The 25,186-nt window shown below is 60.8% G+C and carries 22 protein-coding genes and 1 riboswitch; of the genes, 12 read left to right on the forward strand and 10 right to left on the reverse strand.

The genetic code is table 11. From position 1 onward, the window contains the following. The first annotated feature begins 435 nt into the window (after positions 1-435). A riboswitch (cobalamin riboswitch) is annotated at positions 436-641 on the forward strand. 97 nt (positions 642-738) lie between these two features. The 4 genes from AC3ZU9_RS20995 (at position 739) to cobM (ending at position 2,848) form a co-directional block, all read left to right on the forward strand. Further along, positions 739-927: a CbtB domain-containing protein gene (locus AC3ZU9_RS20995; protein ID WP_012723860.1), complete on the forward strand. Its 189-nt coding sequence runs from the start codon at positions 739-741 to the stop codon at positions 925-927. Positions 928-938: 11 nt separating this feature from the next. Further along, positions 939-1,643, forward strand: a complete 705-nt coding sequence (locus AC3ZU9_RS21000) for a CbtA family protein (RefSeq protein WP_043205253.1) — start codon at positions 939-941, stop codon at positions 1,641-1,643. Then, complete coding sequence (locus AC3ZU9_RS21005) at positions 1,640-2,032, forward strand: cobalamin biosynthesis protein (protein ID WP_490091259.1); 393 nt, start codon at positions 1,640-1,642, stop codon at positions 2,030-2,032. The genes AC3ZU9_RS21000 and AC3ZU9_RS21005 overlap by 4 nt, the downstream gene beginning before the upstream one ends. A gap of 69 nt (positions 2,033-2,101) precedes the next feature. Further along, a complete protein-coding gene (cobM, locus tag AC3ZU9_RS21010) occupies positions 2,102-2,848 on the forward strand; it encodes a precorrin-4 C(11)-methyltransferase (RefSeq protein WP_093545314.1) in 747 nt (248 codons plus the stop codon). Positions 2,849-3,036: 188 nt separating this feature from the next. On the opposite strand, the gene nfuA is transcribed toward cobM, so the two are convergent. Together nfuA and AC3ZU9_RS21020 are read right to left on the reverse strand one after the other, a co-directional pair. Then, positions 3,037-3,621: a Fe-S biogenesis protein NfuA gene (nfuA, locus tag AC3ZU9_RS21015; RefSeq protein WP_003190728.1), complete on the reverse strand. Its 585-nt coding sequence runs from the start codon at positions 3,619-3,621 to the stop codon at positions 3,037-3,039. Between the two features lie 421 nt (positions 3,622-4,042). Continuing rightward, a complete protein-coding gene (locus tag AC3ZU9_RS21020) occupies positions 4,043-6,334 on the reverse strand; it encodes a fatty acid cis/trans isomerase (protein WP_490091260.1) in 2,292 nt (763 codons plus the stop codon). A 165-nt stretch (positions 6,335-6,499) separates the two neighbouring features. Here AC3ZU9_RS21020 and metH point away from each other — a divergent pair, with 165 nt between their 5' ends. After that, positions 6,500-10,210 carry a methionine synthase gene (gene metH, locus AC3ZU9_RS21025; RefSeq protein ID WP_064053857.1) on the forward strand — a complete coding sequence of 1,237 codons (3,711 nt, stop codon included), beginning with the start codon at positions 6,500-6,502 and terminating at the stop codon, positions 10,208-10,210. A 20-nt stretch (positions 10,211-10,230) separates the two neighbouring features. Here the strand turns inward: metH and AC3ZU9_RS21030 are convergent, their stop codons facing one another. Further along, positions 10,231-11,622, reverse strand: coding sequence for an NEL-type E3 ubiquitin ligase domain-containing protein (locus tag AC3ZU9_RS21030; protein ID WP_490091261.1), 1,392 nt, complete (start codon positions 11,620-11,622; stop codon positions 10,231-10,233). Further along, on the reverse strand, positions 11,558-12,280 hold the full coding sequence (locus AC3ZU9_RS21035) for a dermonecrotic toxin domain-containing protein (protein ID WP_490091262.1): 723 nt from the start codon (positions 12,278-12,280) through the stop codon (positions 11,558-11,560). The genes AC3ZU9_RS21030 and AC3ZU9_RS21035 overlap by 65 nt, the downstream gene beginning before the upstream one ends. Before the next feature lie 170 nt (positions 12,281-12,450). Between AC3ZU9_RS21035 and AC3ZU9_RS21040 the strand changes: the two genes are divergently transcribed. The 3 genes from AC3ZU9_RS21040 (at position 12,451) to AC3ZU9_RS21050 (ending at position 15,229) form a co-directional block, all read left to right on the forward strand. Further along, a complete protein-coding gene (locus AC3ZU9_RS21040) occupies positions 12,451-12,666 on the forward strand; it encodes a DUF2970 domain-containing protein (protein ID WP_012723854.1) in 216 nt (71 codons plus the stop codon). Between the two features lie 426 nt (positions 12,667-13,092). After that, complete coding sequence (locus AC3ZU9_RS21045) at positions 13,093-14,751, forward strand: nitrite/sulfite reductase (protein ID WP_012723853.1); 1,659 nt, start codon at positions 13,093-13,095, stop codon at positions 14,749-14,751. Next, the gene (locus AC3ZU9_RS21050; protein WP_012723852.1) at positions 14,735-15,229 is read left to right on the forward strand and encodes a DUF934 domain-containing protein; all 495 of its coding nucleotides are present in this window, start codon (positions 14,735-14,737) and stop codon (positions 15,227-15,229) included. Before AC3ZU9_RS21045 ends, AC3ZU9_RS21050 begins: the two co-directional genes overlap by 17 nt. Before the next feature lie 105 nt (positions 15,230-15,334). On the opposite strand, the gene AC3ZU9_RS21055 is transcribed toward AC3ZU9_RS21050, so the two are convergent. After that, complete coding sequence (locus AC3ZU9_RS21055) at positions 15,335-15,748, reverse strand: MerR family transcriptional regulator (protein WP_490091263.1); 414 nt, start codon at positions 15,746-15,748, stop codon at positions 15,335-15,337. A gap of 71 nt (positions 15,749-15,819) precedes the next feature. On the opposite strand from AC3ZU9_RS21055, the gene AC3ZU9_RS21060 reads away from it, so the two are divergent. Further along, positions 15,820-17,052 carry an NADH:flavin oxidoreductase/NADH oxidase family protein gene (locus AC3ZU9_RS21060; protein ID WP_490091264.1) on the forward strand — a complete coding sequence of 411 codons (1,233 nt, stop codon included), beginning with the start codon at positions 15,820-15,822 and terminating at the stop codon, positions 17,050-17,052. Positions 17,053-17,129: 77 nt separating this feature from the next. Then, positions 17,130-18,854 (forward strand): ubiquinone-dependent pyruvate dehydrogenase, encoded by a 1,725-nt coding sequence (poxB, locus tag AC3ZU9_RS21065; RefSeq protein WP_490091265.1) that lies wholly within the window; start codon positions 17,130-17,132, stop codon positions 18,852-18,854. Positions 18,855-19,022: 168 nt separating this feature from the next. Here the strand turns inward: poxB and AC3ZU9_RS21070 are convergent, their stop codons facing one another. Further along, the gene (locus AC3ZU9_RS21070; RefSeq protein WP_046034071.1) at positions 19,023-19,580 is read right to left on the reverse strand and encodes an NADPH-dependent FMN reductase; all 558 of its coding nucleotides are present in this window, start codon (positions 19,578-19,580) and stop codon (positions 19,023-19,025) included. A gap of 227 nt (positions 19,581-19,807) precedes the next feature. Here AC3ZU9_RS21070 and AC3ZU9_RS21075 point away from each other — a divergent pair, with 227 nt between their 5' ends. After that, a complete protein-coding gene (locus AC3ZU9_RS21075; protein ID WP_016979714.1) occupies positions 19,808-20,044 on the forward strand; it encodes a hypothetical protein in 237 nt (78 codons plus the stop codon). Between the two features lie 61 nt (positions 20,045-20,105). Here AC3ZU9_RS21075 and AC3ZU9_RS21080 read toward each other — a convergent pair whose 3' ends face one another. After that, positions 20,106-20,447 (reverse strand): hypothetical protein, encoded by a 342-nt coding sequence (locus AC3ZU9_RS21080; protein ID WP_102060304.1) that lies wholly within the window; start codon positions 20,445-20,447, stop codon positions 20,106-20,108. Between the two features lie 109 nt (positions 20,448-20,556). On the opposite strand from AC3ZU9_RS21080, the gene AC3ZU9_RS21085 reads away from it, so the two are divergent. Continuing rightward, positions 20,557-21,450 carry a LysR substrate-binding domain-containing protein gene (locus AC3ZU9_RS21085; protein WP_012723845.1) on the forward strand — a complete coding sequence of 298 codons (894 nt, stop codon included), beginning with the start codon at positions 20,557-20,559 and terminating at the stop codon, positions 21,448-21,450. On the opposite strand, the gene AC3ZU9_RS21090 is transcribed toward AC3ZU9_RS21085, so the two are convergent. From AC3ZU9_RS21090 to dnaQ, 3 genes are all read right to left on the reverse strand, one after another. Beyond that, positions 21,447-22,028, reverse strand: coding sequence for a GNAT family N-acetyltransferase (locus tag AC3ZU9_RS21090; RefSeq protein WP_043206225.1), 582 nt, complete (start codon positions 22,026-22,028; stop codon positions 21,447-21,449). The genes AC3ZU9_RS21085 and AC3ZU9_RS21090 overlap by 4 nt on opposite strands. Positions 22,029-22,036: 8 nt before the next feature. Next, positions 22,037-24,292, reverse strand: coding sequence for an Orn/Lys/Arg family decarboxylase (locus tag AC3ZU9_RS21095; RefSeq protein ID WP_490091266.1), 2,256 nt, complete (start codon positions 24,290-24,292; stop codon positions 22,037-22,039). Between the two features lie 140 nt (positions 24,293-24,432). Next, positions 24,433-25,173 (reverse strand): DNA polymerase III subunit epsilon, encoded by a 741-nt coding sequence (gene dnaQ, locus AC3ZU9_RS21100; RefSeq protein WP_163825756.1) that lies wholly within the window; start codon positions 25,171-25,173, stop codon positions 24,433-24,435. Positions 25,174-25,186 lie beyond the last annotated feature (13 nt).

Below are 25,186 nucleotides of genomic sequence, written 5' to 3' on the forward strand. Positions count from 1 at the left end.
GTGACAGCCACAACTGCATCAGCTGACACACCGCCATCGAGAGCAAGCCAGCTCTTACACGTACCTGCTTTTGATCCAACCACTCAGGTCGGCTACTAGGCCGCCGTGCTCTTGCTTTTGATCTTGATCTTGATCTCAGGCGCCCCGTCAAACACGCTGGCCGAACGCAGGCTTGAATCCGTGGGTAACCCGGCAGGACGCCGGGTTAGCCGTCCTGGGCCAAGGATGGCCCATGACGGCGGCCCACGGATTCAAGCCGGAGTGAGGGCACACCGAGCCTAGGCGAGGTGCCGAGTGTTGGGGCAAGAGCGCTTTGGTTACTTTCGCGCTTTTCGAAAGTGACCCGCCGTAAGGGCGGAACCATAAGCCGCCGTTACCCAAATAACGGATATGTACCCACATCCCCAATTGACTCCCCTCCCACCCCCATGCTCTCCTACACATCTTGTTTCGGGTGCCCTGCAAAGGGTGAAACGGGAAACCGGTGACTCATGCACACACGCATGACAGTCCGGTGCTGCCCCCGCAACGGTAAGCGAGCGAAACGTCATATCCACTGTGCCAGCCGGCATGGGAAGGCGACGTTTTCAGGCATTGAGCCCCTCGCAAGCCCGGAGACCGGCCCGAAAAAATCAGATAACAAACCCGCGGTGGGCGGGCGCTGTTCAGAACCCTGCGTGCCTGGCTCACGGGGTTTTCATGCGCTCGTTTCACCCTGACACCTGAAAGGGACGCGCCATGTCGATCATCAGCAGCACCTCGCACTCCGCCAGCAGCACCTCTACGTTGAGCCAACGCCTGACCGCCGCCATCGGCGCGTCGATCCTCGGCGCATGCCTGGTGTACTTCGCCGGTTTCTCGCACATCGAGGCCGTGCACAACGCCGCCCACGATACCCGCCACAGCGCCGCGTTCCCGTGCCACTGAGACCTGCCGACATGATCAAGCGTATTGCGCAAACCGCAGGTTTCACCGGTCTCCTGGCCGCCCTGCTGCTCACCCTGCTGCAAAGCTTCTGGGTCGCCCCGCTGATTCTGCAGGCGGAAACCTTTGAAAAGGCCCCAGCCGTCACTGAAGTGACGCATGAACACGCTGCCGGTGCTGCCGCGCATACCCACGACGCCGAAGCCTGGGAGCCGGAAGATGGCTGGCAGCGCGTGCTGTCCACCACGGGCGGCAACCTGGTGGTCGCCGTCGGTTTCGCCCTGATGCTGGCCGGCCTGTACACCCTGCGCGCACCGACCCGCACGGCTCAAGGCCTGCTCTGGGGCCTGGCCGGTTATGCAACCTTTGTACTGGCGCCGACAATGGGCCTGCCGCCCGAGCTGCCAGGCACCGCCGCCGCCGACCTGGCGCTGCGCCAGACGTGGTGGATCGGCACCGCCGCCTCTACCGCTGCAGGTATCGCTTTGATCGTATTCGGTCGCAACGGGTTGCTGAAAGTGCTGGGCGTGGCGATCCTTGCAGTACCGCACGTAATCGGCGCGCCGCAGCCTGAGGTGCATTCGATGCTGGCACCGCAAGCCCTGGAAGCACAGTTCAAGATCGCTTCGCAGTTGACCAACGTCGCGTTCTGGCTGGCCTTGGGCCTGATCAGCGCCTGGCTGTTCCGCCGCAACCGCGACGATCAATACTCCGCATGACCCTGGTGGCCGGCCTGGGCTGCCAGCGCGGCTGTGATGTTCATACCCTGCTGGGCCTGTTTGATGCCGCCCTCGCCGAGGGCGGTATCGAGCGCCAGCGCATCACCGCACTGGCCAGTATCGCGCGCAAACAGGATGAACCGGGGCTACTGGCACTGGCCGCGGCCCTGAACCTGCCGCTGCGTTGTTTCAGCGCAGAACAACTGGCGCCTTTCGCAGACCGCCTGAGCCACAAATCCGCGATCGCCTTTGCCCATACCGGCTGTTACGGCATCGCCGAAAGCGCCGCCCTGGCACTCGCCGAACACCTTGCTGACGCCCCTGCCCGCCTGCTGATCACGCGCAAAAAAACCGCGCAGGCAACCTTTGCATTGGCTTGCGCCGGCTGAAATCCCGATAATCGCCCTTCTCGATCATGAACAATATTCATGCTCGCCCGTTTTTCGACAGGAATCACCATGACCGTCTACTTCATCGGCGCAGGCCCCGGCGACCCGGAATTGATCACCGTCAAAGGCCAGCGGCTGATCCGCAGTTGCCCGGTGATCATCTATGCCGGTTCGCTGGTACCCGCTGCCGTGCTGGAAGGCCATCAGGCAGAAACCGTGGTCAACAGCGCCGAACTGCATCTGGAACAGATCATCGACCTGATCAAGACCGCCCATGCCAAAGGCCAGGACGTCGCCCGCGTGCACTCCGGCGACCCGAGCCTGTATGGGGCGATTGGCGAACAGATCCGCCATTTGCGCGAGTGGGGTATCCCGTTCCAGATCATCCCCGGCGTGACCGCAGTCGCCGCGTGTGCGGCGTTGTTGGAAACGGAACTGACCCTGCCCGACATCGCCCAGAGCGTGATCCTGACCCGCTACGCCGATAAAACCAGGATGCCCGCCGGTGAAGACTTCGACAGCCTGGCGCGACATGGCACCACCATGGCGATTCACCTGGGGGTCAACCACCTGGAAAAGATCGTTGCCGAACTGTTGCCACACTATGGCGCCGATTGCCCGATTGCGGTGGTGCACCGGGCGACTTGGCCGGACCAGGATTGGGCGGTGGGCACGCTGAGTGACATTGCCGGGAAGGTGGCGGCGAAAGGGTTTCGGCGCACGGCGCTGATCGTGGTGGGCCAGGTGTTGGCAAGTGACAGTTTCAGCGAGTCGTCGCTGTACCGGGCCGGGCATGCGCATTTGTACCGACCATGACAATCAACATGCACTTTTAATCGTAACCAGCTGATTTAAATGAATAAATTAAAATAAAAATGCAAGAGCATGCTTGCCCTAACAATTAATCTTTTTTGTTAGGTAGTTAACGCAATCCATTGAATTTTAAGCATAAAAAAACGGCGCTCACGGGGCGCCGTTTTTTCTGTCCGCAGTGAACACCTTACTCAGTAGTAGGCGTTTTCTTTCTGCGTGTGGTCGGTCACGTCACGGACCCCCTTGAGCTCCGGAATACGCTCGAGCAAGGTGCGCTCGATGCCTTCACGCAAGGTCACATCCGCCTGACCGCAGCCCTGGCAGCCGCCACCGAATTTGAGCACGGCGATACCGTCATCGACCACGTCGATCAGGCTGACCTGACCCCCATGGCTGGCCAGCCCAGGGTTGATCTCGGTTTGCAGGTAGTAGTTGATGCGCTCGTTGACCGGGCTGTCGGCGTTGACGTTCGGCACCTTGGCGTTTGGCGCCTTGATGGTCAACTGGCCACCCATACGGTCGGTGGCGTAGTCGACCACGGCGTCGTCGAGGAAGGCTTCGCTGAAGGCGTCGATGTACGCGGTGAAGCTTTTGAGCCCCAGGGCGGTGTCTTCAGGTTTCTCTTCCCCTGGCTTGCAGTAGGCAATGCACGTTTCAGCGTATTGGGTGCCGGGCTGGGTGATAAAGACGCGGATGCCGATACCTGGGGTGTTCTGCTTGGACAGCAGGTCAGCCAGGTAATCGTGGGCGGCGTCGGTAATGGTTATGGCAGTCATGGAAACTCCTCACAGGCTTGCCGGCAGTTTACGCCAAAATATTACGCAGGTACAAAGTCCTAGTGTTTTTGTCGGGATAGTGGGTTTTTTGATGGGTGTGCCTAGCTGTTATTTGTGTTTAACGGGCGTCTAAGATCAAAAGCAGGCTGATATCAACCTGATGCATGGAGATCAAACTGTGGGAGGGGGCTTGCTGCCGATGACGGTGTGTCAGTTGATGCATCTATAGCTGTCCCACTGCTATCGGGGGCAAGCCCCCTCCCACACTTTTAACCGAGTACGGCACACACAACATTGCTCGGCTTCAATGCCGCCGCGCTTTTGATCTTAGCCGCCCAAATCAATGTCGGATTACGGGCACACCGAGCGTTGGGGCAAGAGCCTTTGGTTACTTTTCAAATAACGGATATGCCCCTGCCCCTTACAAATTCTCATACCGATTCATATCCAACACCCCCTCTTCCACTGGCGTGGTCTCACGGATGTACCGCGACAAATCATGGAAATATTGCCAAAAAAACGGATGACTACGCCGCACACCCCACCGATCCACAATCTTCTCAAACCGCTTGGCATCGTGAGCCTGCTCCATCTGCGCAACAAACTCCGGCACTTCCTGAGCCGGAATGTTGAACATGAAGTTCGGGTAGCTGCTGAGCACGCCCGGATAGAGGGTCAACGTGTCCAGGCCCGGTTGGTAGCGATACGCCTCCCCCAGCAGAAACGCCACGTTACTGTGGGCCCGGTTGCGCAGCATGCTGTAGACCACGCGCTTGCCGCTGGCCGTCTCGACACGCAGCATCGTGGCCTCGGGCAGTTGGTCGATGACCTTGAGCCCCGCGGCCGGGCGCGACGTCAAGCGGCTAAGCGCCTGCTCCGCATCCTGTAAGGCCGGATCAACACCGTCACGGGAACAATACGCACCACTGCACCGGTTGATCGGATCCGGGCTGGCGTTCAAATCGCCATAACGGCTAAGCAACTGCTTGGCAAAATCGCGCTTCGGGTCTTTTTCATCCAGATGCAAGCCGGTGGGCTTATCGTCATCAATTGCCTCGTAATCCAGCCACAACTTGAGCTTCCCGCTGTTCTGGTACCAGTCATCCATAAAGCCATCACGGGAATCAGCCGGCATCAGGCGCAGGAAGTTCTGCTCAGCGCCATTGCGGATCAAGTCGAAGTACAACCGCGTCTGGGCCTGGTGCGACACATTGCCGAACACATCGAAATTCACCGCCAACTGGTAATACGTACGCTCCAGCAGCGGGTAGTCGAACAGCCACATCGTCTGCGGCACTTCGCCGATCAGGCCTTTGGTCACCGAGGCACTGTCGAAGTGGCGGAAGATGCTCAGCAAGGCATTGTCATTGCCCGCCCACAGGCTCGACCAACTCGGCGGCGGCAGGTCGGCGTAGCTGTCACGGCGCAGGGCCTCGTACTCATTGCGCTTGTCACGGTAGGCCAGCCATAGGCTGAGTACACTGCCGACGTCATCGTTCTGCCCAGGCATGGCCAGCAATGGCGTGGCCTGGCCGCGATAGCGCGCATCAGTGATGTACAAGTCGTGGTCCGGGTCCTGGAACAGCGTCCAGAAGTTGTCGCGGATCACGTCCGTGGCGATCTGCCCACGGCACACCGGCCCGCGAATAAAGGTGCGTACGAAGTATTCGGCGTTATCCAGCATGAACTGGTAGCGCGCCTTGGCCGGGATGGCTTCGAAGGTTTCGAACGGGTTGGCGCGCCGGCCAGGGCCGTAGCCCGGCAAGGCGTTGACCTGCCAGTTATCGGCGTAGAACAACGCCTTGATGCGCGCCATCTTCTCGGCACTGAACGGGTATGTGATGTGGGTTTTATGCACGATCACGCCCTGCACCGGCCACAGGCGGTAATACACACGGGTGCCGGGGTCATCATTAGGGCGTCGGGTGGCAATCAGGTCGATCGGTTGACCGCTCGGCGTGCGCGAACGCACCCACTGGAAGAAATGCCCCGGCTCGCCGTTCTCAAAGTAGATATGGGCGAGGAACAAATGCTCGAACAACCAGCGCGCCACGAGGCTTTCGCGGGCCCCGGGCTGGTTGAACAGGTTCTCCCACTGTTGCACCTGCAGGGCTTCCTTGGCGCTTGGCGCCAGGCCTTGCTCATCAATCGGCGCGCCGGAAGCCAGCCAGCGTTGCAGGGTCTGGTATTGCTGGTCGGTCAGGCCGGTGACCGCCAGCGGCATGCCTTCCTTAGGATGGGCACCGGCGTAGGCATTGAACTCGCCGGGCATGGCGCACAGGTTTTCGCGGTTCAGGCCCAGCACGATGTCATCCGGCAGCTTGGCATTGGGCGCCAGCGGGGCGTTATGGCCCAACTCCAGCATGCGCGCCATCAAGGCGGCCTGGCTGCCCTGGGCGTCCAGCACCGAGTAGAAGCCCTTCTGCTGCCAGGCTTGCTTGCCAAAGGCGTCATAGAACAACCGGGTGGTCGGGGCGGCCTGGCTGCGTTCGCCATCGTAGACCGGCATTTTGCTCGCTCCGCGCACCGCCCCCTCGGCACTGCCCAGGTTGAGTTGGCAGGCGGAGTCGTAGCAGGCATGGCAGGCCACGCATTTCTCGGTAAAAATCGGTTGAATATCGCGGGTGTACGAAATCGCCGGGGCGGGTCCGTCGGCCTGCGCAATGCAGGCGACCAGTGCCAGGACGGCGCTGGTGATGAGGCGAAGTGACATGTATCCGGTCCCGATTCAATGCGTGCGCTGAAAAATTGCCGTGATTCTACCGATGTCGACAGGCCACCAACCTGAACGATATTCATGCAAAACCTGGACATGCCGCAAATCGGCACAGGTTTGCTATGATCCACGCCCTCCGTAATGCCTGACCAGAGTAGTCCCATGTCCGATCGTAGCGTTCGTCTGCAAGCCCTTCATCAAGCCCTCAAGGAACGTATCCTGATCCTCGACGGCGGTATGGGCACGATGATCCAGAGCTACAAGCTGGAGGAGCAGGATTACCGTGGCAAACGCTTCGCCGACTGGCCAAGCGACGTCAAGGGTAACAACGACCTGCTGGTGATCACCCGTCCGGACGTGATCGGCGGTATCGAAAAAGCCTACCTGGATGCCGGTGCCGACATCCTCGAAACCAACACCTTCAACGCCACCCGCATTTCCATGGCCGACTACGGCATGGAAGAACTGGCCTACGAACTGAACGTAGAAGGCGCACGCCTGGCGCGCAAGATCGCCGACGCCAAAACCCTCGAGAACCCGGCCAAGCCGCGCTTCGTCGCCGGCGTGCTCGGCCCGACCAGCCGCACCTGCTCGTTGTCGCCGGACGTGAACAACCCCGGCTACCGCAACGTCACCTTCGATGAACTGGTGGAAAACTACACCGAGGCCACCCAAGGCCTGATCGAAGGCGGCGCCGACCTGATCCTGATCGAGACCATCTTCGACACCCTCAACGCCAAGGCTGCGATCTTCGCCGTGCAAGGCGTGTTCGAAACATTGAATATCGAACTGCCGATCATGATCTCCGGCACCATCACCGACGCCTCCGGCCGTACCCTGTCGGGCCAGACCACCGAAGCGTTCTGGAACTCCGTGGCCCATGCCAAGCCGATTTCGGTGGGCCTGAACTGCGCCTTGGGCGCCAGCGAACTGCGTCCGTACCTGGAAGAGTTGTCGAACAAGGCCAGCACCCACGTTTCCGCACACCCGAACGCCGGCCTGCCGAACGAATTCGGCGAGTACGATGAATTGCCGTCGGAAACCGCCAAGGTCATCGAAGAATTCGCCCAGAGCGGCTTCCTCAACATCGTCGGCGGCTGCTGCGGCACCACGCCGGGCCACATCGAGGCCATCGCCAAGGCCGTGGCCGGGTATGCGCCGCGTGTGATCCCGGACATTCCCAAGGCCTGCCGCCTGTCGGGCCTGGAGCCGTTCACCATTGATCGCAGCTCACTGTTCGTCAACGTCGGCGAGCGTACCAATATCACCGGTTCGGCGCGTTTTGCCCGCCTGATCCGTGAAGACAACTACACCGAAGCCCTCGAAGTCGCCCTGCAGCAGGTGGAAGCCGGCGCCCAGGTGATCGACATCAACATGGACGAGGGCATGCTTGATTCGAAGAAGGCCATGGTGACCTTCCTCAATCTGATTGCCGGCGAGCCGGACATCTCCCGCGTCCCGATCATGATCGACTCCTCCAAATGGGAAGTGATCGAAGCCGGCCTCAAGTGCATCCAGGGCAAGGGCATCGTCAACTCCATCAGCATGAAGGAAGGCGTCGAGCAGTTCATTCACCACGCCAAGCTGTGCAAGCGCTACGGCGCCGCCGTGGTGGTGATGGCGTTCGACGAAGCCGGCCAGGCCGACACCGAAGCGCGCAAGAAAGAGATCTGCAAACGCTCCTACGACATCCTAGTGAATGAAGTCGGCTTCCCGCCGGAAGACATCATCTTCGACCCGAACATCTTCGCGGTCGCCACCGGTATCGAAGAGCACAACAACTACGCGGTCGATTTCATCAATGCCTGCGCCTATATCCGTGACGAATTGCCGTATGCGCTGACCTCCGGCGGCGTGTCCAACGTGTCGTTCTCGTTCCGTGGCAACAACCCGGTGCGCGAGGCGATCCACTCGGTGTTCCTGCTCTACGCAATCCGCAACGGCCTGACCATGGGCATCGTCAACGCCGGCCAACTGGAGATCTACGACCAGATCCCGGCCGAACTGCGCGATGCGGTGGAAGACGTGGTGCTCAACCGTACCCCGGAAGGCACCGATGCCCTCCTCGCCATTGCCGACAAGTACAAAGGCGACGGCAGCGTCAAGGAAGCCGAGACTGAGGAATGGCGTGGCTGGCCAGTGAACAAGCGCCTGGAACATGCGCTGGTCAAGGGCATCACCACCCACATTGTTGAAGACACCGAAGAGTCCCGACAGTCGTTCGCGCGTCCGATTGAGGTGATCGAAGGCCCGCTGATGTCCGGCATGAACATCGTCGGCGACCTGTTCGGCGCCGGCAAAATGTTCTTGCCCCAGGTGGTGAAATCCGCCCGCGTGATGAAACAGGCCGTGGCCCACTTGATCCCGTTCATCGAGCTGGAAAAAGGCGACAAGCCGGAAGCCAAGGGCAAGATCCTCATGGCCACCGTGAAAGGCGACGTGCACGACATCGGCAAGAACATCGTCGGCGTGGTGCTCGGTTGCAACGGTTATGACATCGTCGACCTGGGCGTAATGGTGCCCGCAGAGAAGATCCTGCAGGTGGCCAAGGAGCAGAAGTGCGACATCATCGGCCTGTCCGGCCTGATTACGCCGTCCCTGGACGAAATGGTGCATGTGGCCCGCGAGATGCAGCGCCAGGACTTCCACCTGCCGCTGATGATCGGTGGCGCCACCACCTCCAAGGCGCACACGGCGGTGAAGATCGAGCCCAAGTACAGCAACGATGCAGTGATCTACGTCACCGACGCCTCGCGCGCCGTGGGTGTGGCGACGCAGCTGCTGTCCAAGGAACTCAAGGCCGGCTTCGTCGAGAAGACCCGCCTGGAATACATCGACGTGCGTGAACGGACGTCCAACCGCAGCGCGCGGACTGAGCGCCTGAGCTACCCGGCGGCCATCGCCAAGAAGCCGCAGTTCGACTGGAGCACCTACACCCCGGTGGTGCCGACCTTTACCGGCGCCAAGGTGCTGGACAATATCGATCTCAAGGTACTGGCCGAATACATCGACTGGACGCCGTTCTTCATCTCCTGGGACCTGGCCGGTAAATTCCCGCGCATCCTCGAAGACGAAGTGGTCGGCGAAGCCGCTACCGCGCTGTATGCCGACGCCCAGGAAATGCTCAACAAGCTGATTGACGAAAAACTCATCAGCGCCCGCGCCGTGTTCGGCTTCTGGCCGACCAACCAGGTGCAGGACGATGACCTGGAAGTCTACGGTGACGATGGCCAGCCGATTGCCAAGCTGCACCACCTGCGCCAGCAAATCATCAAGACCGACGGCAAGCCGAACTTCTCCCTGGCTGACTTCGTAGCACCAAAAGACAGCGGTGTGACCGACTACATCGGTGGTTTCATCACCACCGCCGGCATCGGCGCCGAAGAGGTGGCCAAGGCATATCAGGACGCTGGCGACGACTACAACTCGATCATGGTCAAGGCCCTGGCCGACCGTCTGGCCGAAGCCTGCGCCGAGTGGCTGCACCAGCAAGTGCGTAAAGAGCACTGGGGCTACGCCAAGGACGAGCAACTGGATAACGAGGCGCTGATCAAGGAGCAGTACAGCGGTATCCGCCCTGCGCCCGGCTACCCGGCGTGCCCGGACCACACCGAGAAAGCCCAGCTGTTTCAACTGCTGGACCCTGAAGCCCGCGAAATGCAGGCGGGCCGCAGCGGCGTGTTCCTCACCGAGCACTACGCAATGTTCCCGGCAGCGGCGGTCAGTGGCTGGTACTTCGCCCACCCACAGGCGCAGTACTTTGCCGTGGGCAAGGTCGACAAGGACCAGGTGGCGAGCTACACCGCCCGCAAAGGCCAGGACCTGAGCGTGAGCGAGCGGTGGCTGGCACCGAACCTGGGGTATGACAACTGATCAGCCAGGCGCTTGCCGGGCTAGTTGCCCAGTTCGGCGATTTCGCGGGTGGAGAGTTCTCTTCTCAACCCGCGTAGCTCAACCTCATTGGCTTTTTGCAACGCATCGACTTGCTCGAGATACGCTGGATTGATGTCAGGATACTGCTCTTCCAGAGTCTCTGATTGGTCGGCCAGCGTCTGTTGCACCTTAGCGAACTCGGTTGGGTATTTTTCCTGCAGATAACTCTTCCAGTAGTCACGCGTGATCAGTTGCTCGATAAACGCCGGGGTCTGTTCCTCGGCTATCACGCTGGCGTAGGCCACGTCCAAGTCAGCAGCCTGTACCCCTGACACGCCGCGGTAGAGCATGGTAGAGGGCTGCGTGGGGAGATCCAGGCGTTGCGCCAACCCGGTTCGATACGCCAGGCGGATCTCCGCCGGGTCCGTGCCAGGGAAGCGCTGAATGCGCTTTCTCGCCAGCGCCTCAACCTCCCCCAGGCGAAACAGACGCCTGGAAAGCCTCAGTAACGTGCGGCCCTTATCGGAGGGATCCATGCGACGAAGGGCATTGAACTCATAGACCCCGACTTCCACATCGTTGAACAACAGTATTCGACCATCACCACAGGTCGCCTTATTCCTTGAGGTCCGTGCAATGAGCATCAGGCGTTCGCTCAACGCCGGGTCGCTGTGCGCAGCCTCCAGAACGTCCCAAACCCGCTCTGTCAGCCTGACGCGGTCCTGCTGAAAATCACTGGTGTGCTGAAGTTGCGCCAACATGTTCGAGAAATCCTGCGTGGTGTCCTGGGCCAACACTTCGCGCCATATCTGGTGCTTTTCCGAGTCGGCGGCCACGCCGTCGAACCATCGGGCTTTTTGCGCCTCAGGCGTCTCGAGATCAGGGTGAGCGTCAAAGTGCTCGTCGTCGGCTTCTGGCCCGTACCCCGCGATCATTTGGTCAATTTCCTGCGTGGTAAACCCAAGCCCTCGCCCGGTTTCGCGCTCGTATTCACGCAAGCGTATCAGCTCCTCCTCCAGCAACAGGTTATCGGACAAGTCCGTGCCCGCCATCAAACCGGCATGCTCGGGCAGAAAGGCGTCGAGCGGAATCCGCTGTATTTCCAAATTACTCCGCAAGTCCAGGCGAGTCAGTTGGGGTGACTGCAGCACGCCCACCGGCCAATCGCTAAGTCGGTTGCCACTCAGATTAAGGCTTTGCAACCGGTCAAGGCCGGTGACATCAAAGTCAGGCAGACGATTGCCTTCCAGGTCCAGCACCTGCAACAGGGGCAAAGCACGCAACTGGCGCTGCAACCGTTCTGCGTCGAGAAAACCGTTCTGGCTGGCGCTCAACCGAACAAGGCGTTCACACTGCGTTACCGCCTCCGGCAATGCGCCCAGCCCGTTGCCATTCAACGTCAGACTGTTCAATCGTGGAAATGCGCGCAAAAACTCGTCCGAAGCGCTCGTTAGCCTGACGTTGCTCAGGTCCAGCGCACCGACACAGTTGGGCAAATGCTTCAGGCTTGATCGCCAGCTTGTCACGAATGCGGTAACGCACCCTGCCAAACGGGTAGTGCTCAGTTTCATCGTAGCGGTGTTGTTCCAGTGCATCTTCTGGCGCCAAGGCGCTGGTTTCCTGCAGCGCCACCTCATCGAACGGCTCATCGGCCTCGAAGTTGCGCAGTGCCGCCTGCAACAGGCTCTGGGCGTCGGCACGATTGGGCGCGCGCAGATGAAACAGCTGGGTTTTGTTGACGTCCGGTGCCAGGCCAAAAGTGTCGCGCAACGCCTGGTTGAGCAACGGTGTGGCGAAGTCGGTGAGGGTCTTGAAGCTCGCCAGGGTGTTGGCCAGGGTTTGACTGGCGGACAAGTAGCCGGCCTGGCTATCCAGCAATGCTCGGCGCAACGCAGGCCGGGCACTGGCAAAAAGCTCAGGCTGGGCGGCTGTTAACGCCTGCAGCGGGTCGCGCGCGCGATGCAATCGCGGGATGTCGGCGGTCGTCAGCTGTTCGAGCCACTTGGGCAGGCGTCCTTTGATAAAAGTGACGTGAAGCCCCTCGCTGAGGGGGCTGTCGAGTGGTGACATGAGGCATGGGTTCCTGATGCTGTTTAGGGAGCCTCAGGACATCACGCGGATCAACGGGCGAAGCGGTGCATAGTTGCGCGGGTTCTGTTGTGTTGGTTTCGCTGCGGTCATTGCCGCGGAACTGACTATGCTGGATACACAGGGCGCTAACCCTGAACCGGGAGGGTGTTATGGACGACTCAGGCAACAAACCGCCAACGTTCTGGCAAATGCTCCACAGCGTGGTCGCTGCCGCCTTCGGCGTGCAAAGCGGGAAGAATCGCGCACGTGACTTCACGCACGGCAAGCCCAGCCACTTTGTCGTCCTGGGCATTCTGTTCACGGCCGTGTTCGCCTTGACGCTGTTCGGCATCGTCAAGCTGGTGTTGCACTTGGCGGGGGTGTAGAGCACGCGAAATAAGGGAACGGGCAGGCCGTTCCCTTATTCCGGATGTTACGGGTCCTGCTGCGGATCTCGCCCTCTTCCTACTGATGGCTGACCCAGAACACGGCAGTTCCCACCACCAGGATGATCAGGAACAGAATGGCCCAGGCATCAACGGTGCTGTCGGGTTTACGGGCTTTTGTCGAATTGCTCATCGCATCGCCTCTTGTCGGTTTTATAGGTGATTGCATTAAGACTCGACCACAGTTAAGTCCACACTTGCCCCTATGACAAATGTGGATATCGAGATAATCAATCTCATTAGTCGATTTGGTTCTTTGCATATACTCAAACATCACTTTTGCGCATAAACGCAAACTGGTATCGTGCCCCCGCTCCGTTGGGAGTGCGCGGCCGTGCGCGCAGATTTGCCGAGAACAGGACCTATATGTACGTATACGACGAATACGATCAGCGCATCATCGAGGACCGCGTCAAGCAGTTCCGTGATCAGACCCGACGCTACCTAGCAGGTGAACTGAGCGAAGAAGAGTTCCGCCCTCTGCGCCTGCAAAATGGCCTTTATGTTCAGCGCTTTGCGCCGATGCTGCGGGTGGCCGTGCCTTATGGCCAACTGACTTCGCGCCAGACGCGCATGATGGCCAAGATTGCCCGTGACTTCGACAAAGGCTATGCCCACATCAGTACCCGCCAGAACGTACAGTTCAACTGGCCGGCCCTGGAAGATGTGCCGGACATCCTGGCTGAACTGGCGACCGTGCAAATGCACGCCATTCAGACCAGCGGTAACTGCCTGCGCAACGTGACCACCGACCAATTCGCCGGCGTGGCCGCTGACGAACTGATCGACCCACGCCCCTGGTGCGAAATCGTCCGTCAATGGACCACCTTCCACCCAGAATTCGCCTACCTGCCGCGCAAGTTCAAGATCGCCATCAATGGCTCGACCTCGGACCGCGCTGCCATCGAAGTGCACGATATCGGCCTGGAGCCGGTGCACAACGCGGCCGGCGAGCTGGGTTTCCGTGTACTGGTCGGCGGTGGCCTGGGCCGTACGCCCGTGGTCGGCGCGTTTATCAACGAGTTCCTGCCGTGGCAGGACCTGTTGAGCTACCTCGACGCCATCCTGCGGGTCTACAACCGCTATGGCCGTCGTGACAACAAATACAAGGCCCGGATCAAGATCCTGGTAAAAGCGCTGACCCCTGAGGTTTTCGCCCAGAAAGTCGACGCCGAGATGGAACACCTGCGCGGCGGCCAGACCACCCTGACCGAAGCCGAAGTGCACCGCGTCGCCAAACACTTCGTCGACCCTGAGTACAAGGCCCTGAGCAATCAGGACGCCGAGCTCGCAGCGCTGGATAAAGAGCATCCAGGCTTCGCCCGCTGGCGCACCCGCAACACCCTGGCGCACAAGAAGCCGGGTTATGTGGCGGTCACCCTGTCGCTGAAACCAACCGGTGTTGCACCGGGCGATATCACCGACAAGCAACTGGACGCCGTGGCCGACCTGGCCGAGCGCTACAGCTTCGGCCAACTGCGCACCTCCCACGAGCAGAACATCATCCTGGCGGACGTGGAACAGAGCCAACTGTTCACCCTGTGGGGCGAGCTGCGCGAAGGCGGTTTCGCCACGCCGAACATCGGCCTGCTGACCGACATCATCTGCTGCCCGGGCGGCGATTTCTGCTCCCTGGCCAACGCCAAGTCGATCCCGATCGCCGAATCGATCCAGCGCCGTTTCGACGACCTGGACTACCTGTTCGACATCGGCGAGCTGGACCTGAACATCTCCGGTTGCATGAACGCCTGTGGTCACCACCACGTCGGCCACATCGGCATCCTGGGCGTGGACAAGAAAGGCGAAGAATTCTACCAAGTGTCCCTGGGTGGCAGCGCCAGCCGCGATGCGAGCCTGGGCAAGATCCTCGGCCCGTCCTTCGCCCAGGAAGCCATGCCCGAGGTGATCGGCAAGCTGATCGACGTGTACATCGAACAGCGCACCGAAGATGAGCGTTTCATCGACACCTACCAGCGCATCGGCATTGACCTGTTCAAGGAGCGCGTCTATGCAGCGAATCATTAAGAACAACGAAGTCCTCGACGAAACCTGGCACCTGCTGCCCAAGGACGCGAGCTTCGACGGCATCTCCAACTGCGACGACCTGATCGTGCCGTTGGCACTGTGGCGCGAACACGGCCACGCCCTCAAGGCCCGCGATGGCGGCCTGGGTGTGTGGCTGGACGCCGATGAAGAAGCCGAAGAAATCGGTGAGGACGTGGAACACTTCCAAGTCATCGCCCTGAACTTCCCGGCCTTCACCGACGGGCGTAACTACTCCAACGCACGCCTGCTGCGCGACCGTTACGGTTACAAAGGCGAGCTGCGCGCGATTGGCGACGTGCTGCGCGACCAACTGTTCTACCTGCGCCGCTGCGGGTTCGATGCCTTCGCCCTGCGCGCCGACAAAGACCCGTACGAAGCGCTGGAAAGCCTCAAGGACTTCTCGGTGACGTACCAGGCGGCAACGGATGAACCGCTGCCGTTGTTCCGTCGGCGCTGAGTCTCAAATGTGGGAGGGGGCTTGCCCCCGATGGAGGTGGATCAGTCAATGAGTCTGTTGACTGGCCCTCTGCTATCGGGGGCAAGCCCCCTCCCACATTGGCATCTACTTGCTCTGTAGACCGGTCTTGATCGACGCCAGCACCTGCTTCTGCCCCATCGAACACGGCACGCCTTCCGGCTGCGCCCGCACTGCCTCGATCACCCCCAGCAACTGCGCCTTGCTGTGGGCTAACTGCGCCTGCATCTCTTCGATCTGCACGACCTTGCATTCCAGTACCTCAATCAACGCCTCGCGCTTGTGCTCGCCCGGCGCAGGCATCAGCGCCTTGAGTTCCTGCAAGGTAAAACCTGCCTGCTGCGCGCTCTGGATCAGTTGCAGGGTTTGCAGCGCCTCCGGCGCGTAACGCCGGTAACCGTTTGCCTGGCGCCCCACCTGGCTGATCAGCCCTTCGGCCTCATAAAAGCGGATCCGCGACGCCGCCAGCCCGCTCTGCTTTGCCAGCTCACCAATATTCATCACCGCACCTGCTTGACATTAAAGTTAACTTTAAGCTTAGCCTGAGACCTCCCCTGCTCAGGAGTCAACCCATGTCACCCTTTGAAGCCCTGCAACTGCCCAATGGCCAAGTCCTCTCCAACCGCATCGCCAAAGCGGCGATGGAAGAAAACATGGCCGATGGCAATCAGGCGCCGTCCCGTGAATTGAAGCAGCTTTACAAAGCCTGGGCCGCCGGTAATCCCGGTTTGTTGATCACCGGCAACGTGATGGTCGACCGCCGCGCCATGACCGGCCCCGGCGGCGTGGCCCTTGAGGATGAGCAATACCTGGCGAGCTTCAGTGAGTGGGCCGACGTCGCCCGCGGCAACGGCGTGCACTTCTGGGTACAACTCAGCCACCCAGGCCGCCAGACGCCGGCCAACCTACGCCAGCAAGCCATTGCACCGTCCGCCGTGGCACTCGACCTCGGTGGTTTCTCGAAGATGTTTGCCACGCCCAAGGCCATGACCGAAGACGACATCCAGGACGTGATCCAGCGCTTTGCCACCAGCGCACGCCTGGCCGAAAAAGCCGGGTTTACCGGCGTGCAGATCCACGGCGCCCATGGCTACTTGCTCAGTCAGTTCCTGTCGCCACTGAGCAACCAACGCACCGACCGCTGGGGCGGCGCCCTGGAGAACCGCGCACGCCTGTTGCTGGAAGTGATCCGTGCGGTACGCGCCAGCGTCAGCCCGTCGTTTTGTGTCGCTGTCAAACTCAACTCTGCCGACTTCCAACGTGGCGGTTTTGCAGAGGCCGATGCACGTGCCGTGGTCGCAATGCTCAACCCGCTGCCCATCGACCTGCTGGAGTTATCCGGTGGCAGTTACGAAGCACCCGCCATGCAAGGCGAAACGCGTGACGGCCGCACCCTGGCGCGTGAGGCGTACTTCCTTGAGTTCGCCAGTCAACTGGCAACCATCGCCAAGATGCCGGTGATGGTCACCGGCGGCATCCGGCGCCTGCCCATCGTGCAACAGGTACTGGACAGTGGCGTCGCCATGGCCGGGATCGCCACCGCCCTGACGCTGGAACCCCACTTGATCCAGCACTGGCGCGAAGGCCGCGACCCCAACCCGCAACTCAAGCCTATCGACTGGCAACGCAAGCCCCTGGCCTCCCTCGCCATACTCGCCGTGGTGCGCTACCAGATGCGCCGCCTCAGCCGCGGCCATTCGCCCAAAGCCAACGTCGTGCCGTGCATGGCGCTGGTGCGCGACCAATGGTTTCTGGCGCGGCGCACGCGGCAGTACCGGGCGGCCATGACGCAATCTTCACATTAAAGGCGGAGCATTCGCCGTGATCGAACTGTCCCCTATTGATCAGCAGTTTTTAACCTCACTGACGATTGGAGTTCTTCATGGCGAAAATCAACCTGGCCCAGCAATTGGCGACCACCCTTGAACAGGCGGGCATCAAGCGTATCTGGGGCCTGACCGGCGACAGCCTCAACGGCCTCACCGACGCCCTGCGCACCATGGACAGCATCGAGTGGATGCACGTGCGCCACGAGGAGGTGGCGGCCTTCGCCGCCGGTGCCGAAGCAGCGGCCACGGGTGAACTGACGGTCTGCGCCGGCAGCTGCGGGCCGGGTAACCTGCACTTGATCAATGGCTTGTTCGATTGCCATCGCAACCATGTGCCGGTGCTGGCGATCGCCGCACAGATTCCGTCCTCGGAAATCGGCCTGAACTATTTCCAGGAAACCCATCCCCAAGAGCTCTTCAAGGAGTGCAGCCACTTTATCGAGCTGGTCACCAACCCCGAGCAGATGCCCCACGTGCTGCACCGCGCCATGCGTTCGGCGATCCTCAATCGCGGCGTGGCAGTGGTGGTTATTCCGGGTGACGTATCGCTGCTGGAAGTGGAGGACACGCTCAAGCCCTGGCCAGCCCTGCACGCGCCGCGCACATTGCCCGCGGAACAAGACCTGCAACGCCTCACCGAGCTCCTGGAAAACAGCCAGAAGGTCACCCTGCTGTGCGGCAGCGGCTGCGCCGGCGCGCATGACCAAGTGGTGGCCCTGGCTGACGCGCTGGGCGCACCCGTGGTGCATGCCCTGCGCGGCAAGGAACATGTGGAGTGGGACAACCCGTTCGATGTGGGCATGACCGGCCTGATCGGCTTCAGCTCCGGTTACCACGCCATGCTCGGCTGCGACACGTTGATCATGCTCGGCACCGACTTTCCTTATCGCCAGTTCTACCCCACTGACGCCAAGATCATCCAGGTTGACCGCAACCCGCAGGCCCTCGGCCGCCGCGCCACGCTGGACCTGGGCATCGCCGCCGATGTCAGTGAAACCATCGACGCCCTGCTGCCGCGCTTGACGCGCAAGACCGATCGCAGCTTTCTCGAGACCTCCTTGAAGCAGTATGAAAAAGCCCGCCAAGGGCTCGATGACCTGGCTCAACCGTCGAAGGCCAATCGGCCGATCCACCCACAATACGTGGCGCGTTTGCTCAGCGAGTTGGCGGATGACGATGCAATCTTTACTGCCGACGTCGGCTCACCGACCGTGTGGGCTGCGCGATATTTGAAGATGAACGGCAAGCGCCGCCTGATCGGTTCGTTCAACCACGGCTCGATGGCCAATGCCATGCCCCAGGCCATCGGCGCGCAGGCGGCCTTCCCGGATCGCCAGGTGATTTCGATGTCCGGTGACGGCGGCTTTGCCATGTTGATGGGGGATTTCATTTCCTTGGCGCAGTTGAAACTGCCGGTGAAAGTCATCGTGTTCGATAACGCCTCGCTGGGCTTTGTCGCGATGGAGATGAAAGCCGCAGGCTACCTGGACGCCGGTACCGAACTGAAAAACCCGGACTTCGCCGCCATGTCCAACGCCATGGGTATCCTCGGCATTCGCGTGGAGCAATCCGAAGACCTGGAGCCGGCCCTGCGCCGCGCCCTGGCCCATGATGGCCCGGTGCTGGTGGATGTGGTCACCGCCACCCAAGAGCTGGTGATGCCGCCGACGATCAAGCTGGAACAAGCCAAGGGCTTCAGCCTGTACATGCTCAAGGCGGTGATGAGCGGCCGGGGCGATGAAGTGATCGAACTGGCGCGCACCAACTGGTTGCGCTGACCCTCATTGGCGCAAGGAAGCGCCGTACCTGTGGCGAGGGAGCTTGGTCCCGTTGGACTGCGTAGCAGTCCCAGTCTTTTCAAACAAAGGCCTGGGGCCGCTTCGTGGCCCAACGGGAGCAAGCTCCCTCGCCACATTGAGAGTAAACAGCTTTAAGTGGGCGGGTAATCAGCCGTGCTGCTTGGCCACCCACTTGGCGTAAGCATCAATAAACGCCTGCAGGAACGGCTTGGTCTTTTCAGACACCTTGCCCGCGTCGTCAAATACACTGCCCGCGCCGCCCAGGTAGGCCTCCGGCTGCTGCATGCAGGGCACATCGAGAAACACCAGGGACTGGCGCAGGTGATGGTTGGCGCCAAAACCACCAATCGCCCCCGGCGACACGCTGATGATCGCCCCCGGCTTGCCACTCCAGGCGCTCTGCCCGTAAGGCCGAGAACCTACGTCGATGGCATTTTTCAAGGGCGCGGGCACGGAGCGGTTGTATTCCGGGGTCACGAACAGCACCGCGTCGGATGAGCTCACGTGTTGACGGAAAGTACTGTAGGCTGCCGGCGGTGTCGCACCGTCAATGTCTTCGTTGTAGAGCGGCAAGTCGCCAATTTCCACAATGTTCAACTTCAGGTTGGCAGGGGCCAGTTCGGCCAATGCCAGCGCGACCTTGCGGTTGATCGAGTCTTTTCTCAAGCTGCCAACCAGGACGGCTACGGTGTAGACCTTGCTCATTGGGGGTTCCCGACATCTGACTAAAGGAGCTTGTAGTTATAGAGTCTTCGCGGCGTGTTCACCAGAAGGTTTTGATAATCCTCCGGGCATTTGCATCACGCAGTGACATGTAGGAATCATCTGAAAAGATAAGCGAATAGTATTTTTATTCCGTAAGTAAACTACCCCGCTCCCTGACGGTCTACAGAACCGCAAATCGAGTGTTTATCTCCAGAGGTTCTAAACAGATGGCAGCAGTACTAGTCGGACAGTTTCATGCCAGAGACGCAGAAGGACGTGTGTATTCGGTGCATGAGTTCCAGGAATCCAACCCGGCGCAAGGCGACCTGGCTGGCTCGGCACCTACCACCACCTACAAGCTGGCCATTGGCGATCGTGTAGAAAAGCTGGAAGGCGACGAATTCAAGTTGATTCAATCGGGCACGATTCTCGTGCGCGAGTCGCAAACCACCCTCGCGTCATAAGATCACGCCTTATCCACCTGCTCAGTCCTGGCCATTGATGGCGTCGACTGGGCTGGGGTGATCACGGCCGGCGAATCTCCGTGACCTCAATGCCCTGCTCCCCCTCGACCTTCTTCAAGGTCACCATCAAGCGTCCCCGCTCGCCCTCCACGGCAAACATCGAACGCTGGTAGCCCGCGCTGTGGTAACCCGGATACGCGACCACCTGCCTGACCAATGCCACTTCCAGGACTGCCCCCACCTGTTCGGCCACCTGTTCCTGGGAACGGATGAACGTTTCAAGTGCCAGGTTTTCCGGCGTGCTTTCGTTTTGAGCGTTGAAGAGATAAGCAGCCACGCACCCGACGGTCACCAAGACCAGCAGTTGCTTGGCCGTTACCCCGAGGATCGAGGGTAGAGGCATGTGAGACCAGACCTGTTTTTGTTGTTAATGCCGGCAGCCGGCTTTGGTCGTTGATGATCAGCGCAGCCATTCTATTGAATCCCCGGCGCGCTGCACATAGACTCCGGCGATGCGTTTACGTCATATCGAAGTGATTCAAGCCATCTTGCAGACCGGACACCCAGGCTTGGCCGCCGAGTGGTTGCAACTCTCCGTGGGCGATGTGGACGCGGCGCTCAAGGAGGCCGAGGCGCAATTGGGCTTTATGCTGTTCGCCAGCGTCCGTGGACGCTTGCAGGCGACACGGGAAACCCTGGAGCTGCAGGCGGAAATCGCCCACGTGTATGAGGCGCTGGAACCGGTGCAACGCCTCGCCAGCCGCCTGAAACACCATCACGCCCCGACCCTGCGCGCCCTCTGCACCCCGCCCCTGGCCAATCAACTGTTGCCGCAAAGCATTGCGCTGCTGCGCCGACGCTTCCAGGACACGCCGTGCAACCTGTCAAGCCAGCCGACCCGCGAGATCGTCAGGAGCCTGCTGCTGCACGAAGCCGACGTAGGCCTGAGCCTGCATGACCCGGAACACCCACAGATCCACAGCACCGTGCTGGCCCAAGGCAAGCTGCAATTGCTCGCGCCCCATGGCTGGCTCAAACCCAAGCAGAAGTACATCGCGCTGCAGGACCTGGCCGGGCAAGCGATGATCGGGCTCGAAGGCCAGGACCCGCTCAGCCGCTTGCTGGATGCCAAGCTGCAAGCCCTGCGCCCGCTGCCGGTGGTGCAGACGCGCGTACAGACTTACCAGATGATGCGCAGCATGGTGGAAGCGGGAGAAGGCCTGGCGGTGGTCGACCCTTTCACCGCGTTCGGCGCACGCGAGGCCGGGCTGGATGCGTGCCCGGTGTCGCCGCCGATCATGGTCAGCCTGTATGCGCTGACCCTCAAGGAGGGCGTGACCTCCCCAGCGCTGAATGCACTGCTGGAGATCGTGACGCAGAAGGCCGAAGGCCTGTTGGCGGGCTAAGCCTTGTCGACTTCGTTCTTGAACAGCCGATACCAGAAAATCGCCACTTCGCGGGTTTGCGGATCAATGCCGCGATAGCGCAGGTGGTCGATGCCGCCCATCACGTAGCCGCAGCGCTCGTACAAACGGCAGGCCCCGAGGTTGTTGTTCTGGGTTTCCAGCATCATGCCGGGCAGGTTTTTCTTGCGGCTCCAGAACTGCGCCACATCCAGCAGCGCCTTGGCCACGCCATGGCGCCGGGCGGGCAAGGCCACGGCCAATTCGTCGACATGGGCAAAGCCGTTCCAATTGGTGCTGACCACGATGTGTCCTACCGGGCGGTCGTCCAAGTAAGCCATGAAGATCGCGCTGTCGGGCGCGTCGCGAAAACTGGCGAACTCTTCCGGATCGATGCCATAGCACTTGCGGTACGGCAAGATGCGCTCCACAGGCCATTGATCGACCCGCTTGCCCATCTGCGGCTCACCGTAGGCGCTGACTTCAAAGCTGAAATCATTGCCCCACACATAGGCGTCAAAGCCTTCGTCGGCGACCCGTACACTGAGCCCTGGATACTTCGGGTTCATTACAGCTTGCATAAACATTCTTAACCCTTGATGCAATCGACGGTGTAACAACGACCACTGCCGTCATCTTCGTGTTGTAACCCATGAACATCGGCGACAAAACCGGGGAAACTGCTATCGAACGTCCGGGCAAAGGCCAGGTAGTCGATAATCGAACGCGTCGACTCGGTGAAGCGCTCGCCCGGCATGATCAGTGGAATACCGGGCGGATAAGGCACCAGCATCACGGCTGCGATGCGCCCTGGCAAGGCATCGATGGAAACCGCTTCCACTTCACCCCTGACCAACTGGTCGTAGGCATCGGCGGGTTTCATCGCGATTTCCGGCAGAACGGTATACATCCGTTTAAGGTGCTTTGCAGTGGCGTTGCTACGGTAACAGCTATGCAGTTGGTCGCACAGGTCGCGCAGGCCCAGGCCTTGATAGCGCGTGGGGCCTTGGGCAAACACCGATGGCAAACAACTGGCCAGGCTCACATTGGCGTCGTAGCTGCGCTTGAACTCCAGCAATTCGGTGAGCAAGGTACTCCATTTGCCTTTGGTAATACCCATGGAGAACAGCACGAGGAAGGAATACAACCCGGTCTTTTCCACCACCAGACCACGCTCCCAGAGGAACTTGCTGACCACGGCAGCCGGAATCCCGCAATCGCTCAGGGCGCCGCCGGCGTTGAGGCCGGGCATCACCAGCGTCACTTTGATCGGGTCCAACAGCACGTAGTCCTCGGCGACCTCGCCAAAGCCATGCCAGTCAGCCTGGGGATGCAACAGCCAATCAGCGGTGACGACGCGGTCGATGCCCGCCACCGACGGCGGTTGCCAGATGGTGAACCACCAATCCTCGGCGGCAATGTGCTGGCGCAGGTTGGCCAGCGCCCGACGGAAGCTCAGGGCTTCGTCGAACATTTCCTGCAACAGCGAACGCCCGGCCGGACCTTCCATCATCGCCGAGGCCACATCCAGCGAAGCAATGATGCTGTACTGCGGCGACGTCGAGATATGCATCATGAAGGCTTCGTTGAAACGGTCACGGTCCAACTGACGCGCGCCGCCGTCCTGCACTTGGATCATCGAGGCCTGGCTGAACGCGGCCAGCAGTTTGTGGGTGGAGTGGGTGGTGAACACCAGCGGGCTGTCCGGCGTGCGCGAAGTGCCCATGCCGTAGCGCCCGGCGAAGAATTCATGAAACGCCGCGTAGGCGTACCAGGCCTCATCAAAATGCAGCACCTCGACGCTGTTGCCCAATTGCTGCTTGATCAGCTCGGCGTTGTAGCACAGGCCGTCATAGGTGGAATTGGTGACCACCGCCATCTTGACCTTGGGCGCCCGGCCACGGGTCAACGGGCTGGCGTCGATCTTGGCGCGGATCGACTCGGGGCTGAATTCGCTCAAGGGAATCGGGCCGATGATCCCCAGTTCGTTGCGCTCCGGGCACAGGTACAACGGGATGGCGCCGGTCATGATGATCGAGTGCAACACCGACTTGTGACAGTTGCGGTCCACCAGCACCAGGTCATCGCGCCCGACCATGGAATGCCACACGATCTTGTTGGCGGTGGACGTGCCGTTGATCACGAAGAAAGTGTGGTCAGCGCCAAAGTTGCGGGCGGCGCGGGCCTCGGCTTCGGCCAGCGGCCCGGTGTGGTCCAGCAGCGAGCCCAGCTCGGGCACCGACACCGATAAGTCCGAACGCAGGGTATTTTCCCCGAAAAATTGATGAAACGCCTGCCCCACCGGGCTTTTGCGGTAGGCCACGCCGCCGCCATGGCCGGGGGTGTGCCAGGAATAGTTGGAATCAGCGGTGTGCTGCACCAGTGCCTTGAAGAACGGCGGCAACAGGCCATCCAAGTAAGTGCGCGCCGCACGGGCAACCTGCCGGGCGAGAAACGGCACGGTGTCTTCGAACAGGTACAGAATGCCGCGCAGCTGGTTAAGCTCGCTCATGGCGTCAGCCGGCGCATTTTCCAGGGTGACTTGCTCGCCCAAGGCAAAGATCGGCAGATTCGGCGCCCGCAACCGCGCGAGCCGGATCAGCTCGACCATGTTCTGCAACAGATGGGTATTCTCGCCCGCGCCTTCGGCGGCGATCAGCATGCACGCCAGGCCATGATGGGTGGAGGCCACCAGCCGGCCCTCGGCGTAGTCCACTGCCGAGAAAATACTGAAGCCCTCCTGTTCCAGCTCTCGAGCGATGCCTCGGACCCGGTCACCGGCGACGGTGTCGGCCTTGATATCGCGGTGCACGATAAGGACGGGGAACTTCAGGTCTTTGTACATGAGTGCTTGTCGTCCTGAGGGTTATGCACTCAAGGGTAGAAGCTGGGAGTGGATGTGGCGAATGAAGATTTCGCAGGCAGATGGAGATCAACGGTGGGAGGGGCAAGCCCCCTCCCACCTTTGGATTACGTGCAGCCAGGCTATTGCTGGGTCAGTTGAGTCCACAACGCCGGCGCACCCGCCGACTTGGCAATCGCTTCCAACCTTGCCGCATGCTCGGCCAAGTCTTGCTCACTGGCACGAATAATAGGCGTGGGCTTGCGATCAGCCGGCAGCCGGCGGATTTCCGAAGGACGGTTACCCGAGCCTTCCGCCGAGCCCGTGCCATCCGACGCGTTGCCCGCCAGGGACAGGCTGGTCTGCCCGCCGGTCATGGTCAGGTAGACGTCGGCGAGGATCTCGGAGTCGAGCAAGGCGCCGTGCAGTTCACGGCCGGAGTTGTCGACGCCATAACGTTTGCACAAGGCATCGAGGCTGTTGCGCTGGCCGGGGTGACGCTCACGGGCCATCATCAAGGTGTCGAGGATCGAGCAGTGCTTGGAAATGTCTGCGCGATCGGTCTGCCCCATCAGGGCGAATTCGTTGTTGATGAAGCCGACGTCGAACGCCGCGTTATGGATGATCAACTGGGCGCCGTTGATGAACTCGAAGAACTCATCGGCGACTTCGGCAAAACGCGGCTTGCCCTTGAGGAATTCGTCAGTGATACCGTGGACGCCGATCGCGCCTTCGTCACTGTCGCGGTCCGGTTGCAGGTAGACGTGGAAGTGACGACCGGTGAGGCGGCGACCCATCAATTCGACACAGCCGATTTCAATGATCCGGTGGCCGTCGGTCACCGGCATGCCGGTGGTTTCGGTATCGAGTACAACAGATCGGATGGCCATCAGGGTT

It is taken from the genome of Pseudomonas sp. A39 (genome assembly GCF_058145955.1).